This is a genomic window from Sphaerisporangium melleum (assembly GCF_014646695.1).
Classification (GTDB): Bacteria; Actinomycetota; Actinomycetes; order Streptosporangiales; family Streptosporangiaceae; genus Sphaerisporangium; species Sphaerisporangium melleum.
This window is the reverse complement of the sequence record NZ_BMNT01000039.1, coordinates 88971-96686: the sequence shown is the minus strand read 5'-3', so window position 1 is coordinate 96686 and position 7716 is coordinate 88971. Positions and strand designations below refer to the sequence as shown.

8 protein-coding genes are annotated in these 7716 nt (G+C 72.8%); 5 read left to right on the top strand and 3 right to left on the bottom strand.

The features are described 5' to 3' along the window. From IEY93_RS29555 to IEY93_RS29545, 3 genes are all read right to left on the bottom strand, one after another. Positions 1-462, bottom strand: a 462-nt coding sequence (locus tag IEY93_RS29555; protein WP_229691578.1) for a HAMP domain-containing protein, incomplete at its 3' end; no start/stop codon positions are given. A 193-nt stretch (positions 463-655) separates the two neighbouring features. Continuing rightward, positions 656-2455 (bottom strand): AMP-dependent synthetase/ligase, encoded by a 1800-nt coding sequence (locus IEY93_RS29550; protein WP_189166421.1) that lies wholly within the window; start codon positions 2453-2455, stop codon positions 656-658. Positions 2456-2748: 293 nt separating this feature from the next. Further along, positions 2749-3201 carry a MarR family winged helix-turn-helix transcriptional regulator gene (locus tag IEY93_RS29545; RefSeq protein WP_189166420.1) on the bottom strand — a complete coding sequence of 151 codons (453 nt, stop codon included), beginning with the start codon at positions 3199-3201 and terminating at the stop codon, positions 2749-2751. Positions 3202-3375: 174 nt separating this feature from the next. Here IEY93_RS29545 and IEY93_RS29540 point away from each other — a divergent pair, with 174 nt between their 5' ends. From IEY93_RS29540 to IEY93_RS29520, 5 genes are all read left to right on the top strand, one after another. Beyond that, positions 3376-4362 (top strand): NAD-dependent epimerase/dehydratase family protein, encoded by a 987-nt coding sequence (locus IEY93_RS29540; protein ID WP_189166419.1) that lies wholly within the window; start codon positions 3376-3378, stop codon positions 4360-4362. Between the two features lie 178 nt (positions 4363-4540). After that, positions 4541-5308: a metallophosphoesterase family protein gene (locus IEY93_RS29535; RefSeq protein ID WP_189166418.1), complete on the top strand. Its 768-nt coding sequence runs from the start codon at positions 4541-4543 to the stop codon at positions 5306-5308. Between the two features lie 78 nt (positions 5309-5386). Continuing rightward, entirely contained in the window at positions 5387-5827 is a 441-nt protein-coding gene (locus IEY93_RS29530; protein WP_189166417.1) for an SRPBCC family protein, read from the top strand. After that, positions 5824-7008, top strand: coding sequence for an ArsA family ATPase (locus IEY93_RS29525; protein ID WP_189166416.1), 1185 nt, complete (start codon positions 5824-5826; stop codon positions 7006-7008). Before IEY93_RS29530 ends, IEY93_RS29525 begins: the two co-directional genes overlap by 4 nt. Further along, the gene (locus IEY93_RS29520) at positions 7008-7682 is read left to right on the top strand and encodes a hypothetical protein (protein ID WP_189166415.1); all 675 of its coding nucleotides are present in this window, start codon (positions 7008-7010) and stop codon (positions 7680-7682) included. Before IEY93_RS29525 ends, IEY93_RS29520 begins: the two co-directional genes overlap by 1 nt. Positions 7683-7716 lie beyond the last annotated feature (34 nt).

Genomic DNA, 7716 nt, shown 5'->3' with positions numbered 1-7716 from the left:
CATGGTGTTGATGGTGTTCTTGAGCTCCAGGATCTCGCCGCGGGCCGAGACGGTGATCTTCTGGGACAGGTCGCCCCGGGCCACCGCCGTGGTCACCTGGGCGATGCTGCGCACCTGGTCGGTCAGGTTGCCGGCCATGGCGTTCACCGAGTCGGTGAGGTCCTTCCAGGTGCCGTAGACGCCCGGCACCGCCGCCTGCCCGCCGAGCCGGCCGTCGGTGCCGACCTCGCGGGCCACGCGCGTCACCTCGGAGGTGAACAGCGAGAGCTGGTCCACCATGCCGTTGAAGACGGTGGCGATCTCCTTGTACAGCCCCTCGCCGTCCTCGGGCAGGCGGGTGCCGAAGTCGCCGTCGCGTACGGCGGTCAGGCCGGCGAGAAGCCGGCGCAGATCGCCCTCGGGCCCGCCCGCCGCGACGCGCGAGGACCTGCCGCGCTCGGCGCTGGTAACGCTCTCCACCATGGCACCTCTGTTCCGCGGCCGACACCTGGTCAAGCCATCGTATAGAGGGTGCGCGGGCCCGCGGGCACGCCCGCGAGGAGACGGATTCGTCCCCATGCCAGGGCGGCGCGGAACGCGAAGCCGGGGGAAGCGTCCCGCCCGGGGCCGTGCCACGCGGCCGGCGCGGCGCGTCCCCGGGGGACCGGGGGCGCGATCAGCCGTAGACGGCGTCGATCTCCTTGGCGAAGTCGCGCAGCACCAGGTTGCGCTTGACCTTCAGCGAGGGGGTGAGGTGCCCGCTCTCCTCGGTGAAGTCGGTGTCCAGGATCACGAACTTCTTCACCTGCTCGGCGTGCGAGACCAGGATGTTGGCGTCGTCCACGGCCTTCTGCACGGCGGCGAGCACCTCGGGGTCGGTGCACAGGTCGGTGAGCGACAGGCCCGCCTTGCCGTTGGCCTGCTTCCACTGCTCCACGGCCTCGGGGTCCAGCGTCACCAGGGCGGCGATGAACGGACGGTCGTCGCCGATCACCATGGCCTGGCTGACCAGCGGGTGGGCGCGGATGCGGTCCTCCATCGGGGCGGGCGCGACGTTCTTGCCGCCCGCGGTGACGATGATCTCCTTCTTCCTGCCGGTGATGCGCAGGTAGCCCTCGGCGTCCAGCGTGCCGAGGTCGCCGGTGTGGAACCAGCCGTCGGCGTCGATGGCCTCGGCGGTGGCCTCGGGATTGTTCCAGTAGCCGTCGAAGACGTGCCGGCCCTTGACCAGCACCTCGCCGTCGTCGGCCACGGCGAGCGTCACACCGGGGAACGGCTTGCCCACCGTGCCGATCTTGTTCGCGCCGGGGATGTTGACCGCCGTGGGCGCCGAGGTCTCGGTCAGCCCGTAGCCCTCGAAGACCTCGATGCCCGCCCCGCGGAAGAAGTGGCCGAGCCGCTCACCGAGGGCCGAGCCGCCCGACACCGCCGCGCTGAGCCGCCCGCCGGTCGCCGCGCGCAGCTTGGCGTACACCAGCTTGTCGTACACGGCACGGCGCAGCCGCAGGCCCAGGCCCGCGCCGCCGGAGCTCTCCGCGCGGCTCCAGGCCACCGCCGCGCCGACCGCCCCGTGGAAGATCTTGGACTTGAGCGCGCCGCCCGCCGCGGCCTTCTGCTCGGCGCCGTTGTAGACCTTCTCGAACACCCGCGGCACGCCGAGCAGGAACGTCGGCTTGAACTCCTGCAGGTCGGGGGCGACGTTCTTCATGTTCGGGGTGTGGGCCAGCACGGTGCCCGTCTCGATCAGGACGATCTCGATGAGGCGGGCGAGGCTGTGGGCCAGCGGCAGGAACAGCAGCGCCGCGCGTCCCTCCACCTCGAACAGCGCCTCCAGCGACCCGCGCGCGACGTTGCGGGCGGTGAACACCAGGTTGTCGTGGGTCAGCCGGCAGCCCTTGGGACGGCCGGTCGTGCCGGAGGTGTAGATGAGGGTGGCCAGGTCGTGCCCGCCGCGGGCCACCCGGCGCTCGCCGAGCGTCTCGCCGGGCACGTCGGCGCCCCGCGCGGTCAACTCGCCCAGCCCGCCGGCGTCGATGCACCACACGGCGGGCTTGTCCGCCTCGTCCTCCATCGCCTGGCGGACGATCTGCTCGTGCCCCTCGGACTCGACGATGACGACCTTGGCGCCGCTGTCGGTGAGGATCCAGTGCACCTGGTCGGGCGCGGAGGTCTCGTAGATCGGCACGCCGACCCCGCCCGCCGCCCAGATGGCGTAGTCGGCGACCGTCCACTCGTAGCGGGTGCGCGACATCAGCGCCACCCGGTCGCCCGGCTCGACGCCGGCGTCGATGAGCCCCTTGGCGACCCCCGCGACGTCGTCGCGGAACCGCGCCGCGGTGACTGGCGTCCACGCCCCGCCGACCTTCCGGCTGATCACGACCGCGTCCGGTTGCCGCTCGCCGCGCTCGAACACCACGTCGGCGCAGTTGGCCGACAGCGGGACGTCCACCAGCACGGGAACGCTGTACTCGCGCACGGTCACTCCTTCGAACGCATGCCGGGGGCTCTGTTCTCCCGACGGCTTGCCAGGGACGTTATCGCGTACCACGGCCGCTCGGGTAGGCACCGCGCGCCCCGAAACGGTGCGCGCGCGCCGGTGCCGAGTCGCCGAACTTCGCGTCCGGGAAGTCCGTTCCCTCCGGCCGACCTCGTTGAACGTCCCCGTGCCGGCGGACGTACTCCGTCGGCCGGGCGTCGGTGGTGTCGCAGCGCGGGTCGCCGGTCGCGCGCAGGCTCTGTTCGAGCACCAGGGTCGGGATGCCGCGGTCCTCAGTCGCCGGTGGCCGGCGCCTCGTCGGCGCCGAGAATCCGCAGGATGTCGGCCAGCGTCGACAGTTGCCCGGGAGTGAGAGGTCTGAACAGCTCTTCGGCCGCCAGCTCATAGCCGGTCGTCCAGTCCTGGGCCAGGGCGGCCCCTTGCTCCGTCACCCGCAGGAGTACGGACCGGCGGTCGCCCGCGCTGGCCTGGCGTTCGAGCAGCCCATCGCGGACCAGCGCGTCGACCAGGGTGGAGGCGGTCCCCTGGGCGATGCCGACCGCGAGAGCGAGCTCGGTGAGCCGGACGGGCTGCGAACGCGCCACCTCCACCACCAGGCGGGACCGCGGCGTCGACACCCCGTGCTCGCCCAGGCGCTCGTTGAAGTGACGTACGAGAACCTTCGCCGTACGGCTGAACTCGTCGGCGACCTGTGCCGCGGTCAGCCCCCGGTTCGCGTCTGGCATCGCCCACCTCCCACTTGACGGACCCATCGCAGGACAGGTTACATTGACGTCGATACATTGATGTCAAACTATTTGGCGTCGATGTATATGTCGGAGCGGCCGGGGTCGCATGCCGAGCCGCATCGGAACCAGGTGCGCACGAGGGGTGCGTTCTCCATCACCAGGAGTCGAAGAATGAAGATCTTCATCACCGGCGGCAGCGGTTTCGTCGGCGGAACCCTCGTCCATCGCCTCGTCGCCGAAGGACATCAGGTCATGGCACTGGCCAGATCGGGCTCGAGCGTTCAGCGGGTACGCGCCGCCGGAGCCGATCCCGTCCCCGGTGATCTCGCCGAACTCGGCCGGGCCGGCTCCCCCGCCCCGGCGTGGCTCGCCGGGCTGCGCGAGGCCGACGCGGTCGTGCACGTCGCGGCCCATATGGAGTTCTGGGGGCCCGACTCGCTCTTCGAACGAGCCAACCAGGTGCCGGCGGTCGCCCTGCACGCCGCGAGCGTCGCGGCCGGGGTGCGACGTTTCGTGCTCATCAGCGCCGCGTCCGTCTCCACGGGCGGTCAACGCCGTCCCGTCGTCGACGAGTCGACGCCGGAAGGCCGGCCGAACATCGCCTACAGCCGCGTCAAGCTGGCCACCGAGCGCGCGCTCCTTTCGGCCCGCAGTGGGAAGACCGAGCTGGTGGTGCTGCGCCCGCCGTTCATCTGGGGTCGCGGCATGACGACGATCAACGAAATGGCCGAGGTCGCCGAGGCCGGGCGGTTCGCCTGGATCGACAACGGCGAGCACATCGTCGACTTCGTGCACGTCGAGAACCTGGCCGGTGCGGCGGTCCTCGCGCTCACGCGGGGCCGCCACCAGGGGGTCTACTACGTGACGGACGGCACGCCGATGCCCATCCGGGACTTCCTCACCCCCCTGCTGGCGACCCGGGGCGTGGATCTGTCCAAGAGCCGCAGCGTCCCGCTGGCGATGGCGGCGCCCATGGCGGCGATGATGGACCGCACGGCACGCCTGCTTCGCCGGAAGTCGGCGCCACCGCTGACGAACTGGCTGGTGAGCTTCACCGGCCGTGACCGTTCCTACGACATCACCGCCGCGCGGAAAGAGCTGGGCTACTCGCCTGGCGTGACGCTGGAGCAGGGCCTGGCGGAGATGAGCTCGTCGTGAGGTGACGTGCCGGCCGAGACCAGGAGCGGGGAGATGGCCCGCGACGCCCGGCGATGAGCACGTCCACACGTGCCGGCGACGATCGGACCTCGGTGAACGTCCCGGGGCGCCATACGGGCGTCGTGTGCGCCGCCCAAGCGTCCGGTCGGTGGGCCGCGGCGGTATTACGATGTCCGTCATGCGGGTCCATGTCGTCAGTGACGTCCACGGGCGGGTGGACACCCTCGCAGGGGCGGCCGACGGCGCCGATGCGCTGATCTGCCTCGGCGACCTGTTGTTGTTCATCGACTACGCCGACCACTCCCAGGGCATCTTCCCCGAGCTGTTCGGCGCCGAGCGGGCCACCGAGTACGTCGCGCTGCGCGGCGCGCGCCGCTTCGAAGAGGCCCGCGCCATGTCCGCGCTGCTGTGGGGCAGCCTCGGCGGCGAGCCGCGCGAGCACATCGAGCGCGCGGCGCGCGAGCAGTACGCCCGCATCTTCGCCGCGATGCCCACCCCCGCCTACCTCACCTACGGCAACGTCGACGTGCCCGGACTGTGGGCGGAGCACCTGCGCGACGGCCACCACGTGCTCGACGGCCAGACCGCCGAGATCGGCGGGCTCACCTTCGGGTTCGTCGGAGGCGGCCTGCGCACGCCCTACCGCACGCCCTACGAGATCGACGAGGAGGAGTTCGCCCGCAAGGTCGAGGCCCTCGGCGCCGTCGACGTCCTGTGCTCCCACATCCCGCCCGCCGTGCCCGACCTGCTGTACGACGTGGTGGCCCGGCGGTTCGAGCGGGGCAGCGAGGCCGTGCTGGAGGCGATCAGGGCCACCCAGCCGCGCTACGCGCTGTTCGGGCACGTCCACCAGCCGCTGGCCGCCCGCACGCGCATCGGCCGCACCGAATGCGTGAACGTCGGGCACTTCCGCCGCCGCGGCCGCCCGTTCGCCCTCGACCTGTGACCGCGGGGCTCGGCGGCACCCGCGGCGATCGGCACCTGGGACGTTCGCGGGGCGACCGTGAACGAGTACGGTAAGCCCATGGCTGATCGCACCACGTCCAGCATCACCATCGGCGCAGAGCCCGCGGCCATCGTCGCGGTCATCGCCGACTTCCCGTCCTACCCCGAGTGGGCCGGCCAGGTGAAGTCCGCGAAGGTCCTGTCCACCGGCGACGACGGCCGCCCGGCCACCGTCCGGTTCGTCCTGGACGCCGGCGTGATCACCGATGAGTACACCCTCGCGTACCACTGGCGCGGCGACGAGGCCGTCGACTGGGAGATCGCCGAGCCGGGCAAGATGCTCTCCGGGCTCACCGGCAGCTACCGCCTGGCGAGTGCGGGCGCCGGGCGCACCGAGGTGACCTACGAGCTGGCCGTCGACCTGAAGGTGCCGATGATCGGCATGGTCAAGCGCAAGGCCGAGAAGGTCATCGTCGACACCGCGCTGAAGGGTCTGAAGAAGCGCGTCGAGAGCCCATGAGCACCGAGACCCCGCGCATCCTCCTGTTCACCGGCAAGGGGGGAGTGGGCAAGACCACCGTCGCCGCGGCCACCGCCACTCTCGCCGCCCGGCGGGGACACAAGGCGCTCGTGGTCTCCACCGACACCGCCCACTCGCTCGCCGACGCGCTCGGCGTCCCCGGCTCGGGCGAGCCCGCCGAGGTGGCCACCGGCCTGTACCTCCAGCAGGTGGACGCCCAGCGGGCGCTGGAACGTCACTGGGGCGAGCTGCGCGAGTACGCCAGGGGCGTGCTCGCCGAGCTCGGGCTGGACGGGGTCACCTCCGAGGAGCTGACCGTGCTGCCCGGCGCCGAGGAGGTCATCGCCCTGCTGGAGCTGCGCGACCAGGTGCGCACCGGCCGGTGGGACGTGGTCGTCGTCGACTGCGCGCCGACGGCCGAGACGCTGCGGCTGCTCGCCCTGCCCGAGGCGCTCGACTGGCACGTCCACCGGCTGCTCCCGGCCGCCCGCAGGGTGATGCGCGCCCTGGCCCCGCTGGTGCGGCACATCGCCCGGCTCAGCCTGCCCGAGGACGCCGTCGTCGCGGCCGGGGAGCGGCTGCACACCGGGCTGATGGGGGTGCGCGAGCTGCTGACCGGGGACAACGCCTCGGTCCGCCTCGTGCTGACCCCCGAGGCGGTCGTGGTGGCCGAGGCGCGGCGCACCTTCACCTCGCTCAGCCTGTACGGCTACCGGGTCGACGGGGTGGTCGCCAACCGGGTCTTCCCCCCTGAGGGCGGCGACGCCTGGCGGACGGGCTGGGCGCGGGCGCAGGCGCGGCATCTGGCCGCGGTCGGCGAGTCGTTCGCCCCGATCCCCGTGCACACCGTCCCCTACCTGCCCGCCGAGCCGGTCGGCACCGAGGCGCTCGCCGCGCTGGCCGAGGAGCTCTACGCCGGGACCGACCCGTTCGCGCCCCCATCGGGGGAGCCGCCGCTCACCGTCCGCTCCGAGGGCGGCGAGCACGAGCTGACCCTGGCCCTGCCGCTCGCCGACCGGTCCGAGGTCGACCTCGCGCGCAAGGGCGACGAGCTGATCGTCACCGCGGGCTCCTACCGCAGGGTCCTCGCCCTGCCCGCCGCGCTCGCCCGCCGATCCATCCGCGACGCCGTGCTCCGGGACGGGCGCCTGCGGGTACGGTTCGAGGCAGGAGGGGCCTGATGACCGAAATGAACGACGCGGGCGCGCCACGCGCCGGCGATCACGACACCGACGATATCCGCGACGACCGGCACACCGGCGCGCCGGCCGTGCCCGGTGGCGACACCGGGCCGGCGCGCTCGGTGCCCGCGGCGGCGGGCGTTCCGCGCCCGGTGCCGCGCGAGGAGTGGTTCCAGGAACGCGACCGTGAGCGGACCGCCGCCGGCGAGCAGCGGCTCCGCGGGCAGAACGCCCACCCGCGGCAGGACGCCCGCGACGAGCCGTCCGACCCGCTGGCCTCGGTCGCCGGCGAGGCGCGCCGGCTGCTGGACACCGTGCAGCGGCGGGTCGGCCGCGAGGTCGGCAAGAACCTCGTCAAGGGCGGCGTGGCCGGCATCGGCGAGGGGCTCGGGCAGCTCTTCGGCGGCGGCGGCACGGCCCGCCCGCCGGCCGGCGACGTGTGGGCCGAGGCCGTGGCCGGGCACGACGACGAGGAGTACATCTGCCGTGCCTGCCCGGTCTGCCGCGTCAAGGCCGCCCGCCGCGAGGCCGGCGGCGACGTCACCGACCACCTGCTCAGCGCGGGCGGGGAGCTTGTGGCCGCCTTCCGCCAGGCGGTGGACGCCCTGTCCCGCCCGGCCGGGCAGCGGAGCGGCGACACCGAGACCCGAGTACAGCACATCGACCTGGGCTGAGAGCCCGGCGCGGACTCGGGGGGAAGGGATGAGA

What these genes read in the sequence shown, in the direction of transcription:
- IEY93_RS29545 (WP_189166420.1), bottom strand. Translation starts at nt 3,201, where the DNA reads ATGCCAGACGCGAACCGGGGGCTGACCGCGGCACAGGTCGCCGACGAG.
- IEY93_RS29530 (WP_189166417.1), top strand. Translation starts at nt 5,387, where the DNA reads ATGGCTGATCGCACCACGTCCAGCATCACCATCGGCGCAGAGCCCGCG.
- IEY93_RS29525 (WP_189166416.1), top strand. Translation starts at nt 5,824, where the DNA reads ATGAGCACCGAGACCCCGCGCATCCTCCTGTTCACCGGCAAGGGGGGA.
- IEY93_RS29535 (WP_189166418.1), top strand. Translation starts at nt 4,541, where the DNA reads ATGCGGGTCCATGTCGTCAGTGACGTCCACGGGCGGGTGGACACCCTC.
- IEY93_RS29540 (WP_189166419.1), top strand. Translation starts at nt 3,376, where the DNA reads ATGAAGATCTTCATCACCGGCGGCAGCGGTTTCGTCGGCGGAACCCTC.
- IEY93_RS29520 (WP_189166415.1), top strand. Translation starts at nt 7,008, where the DNA reads ATGACCGAAATGAACGACGCGGGCGCGCCACGCGCCGGCGATCACGAC.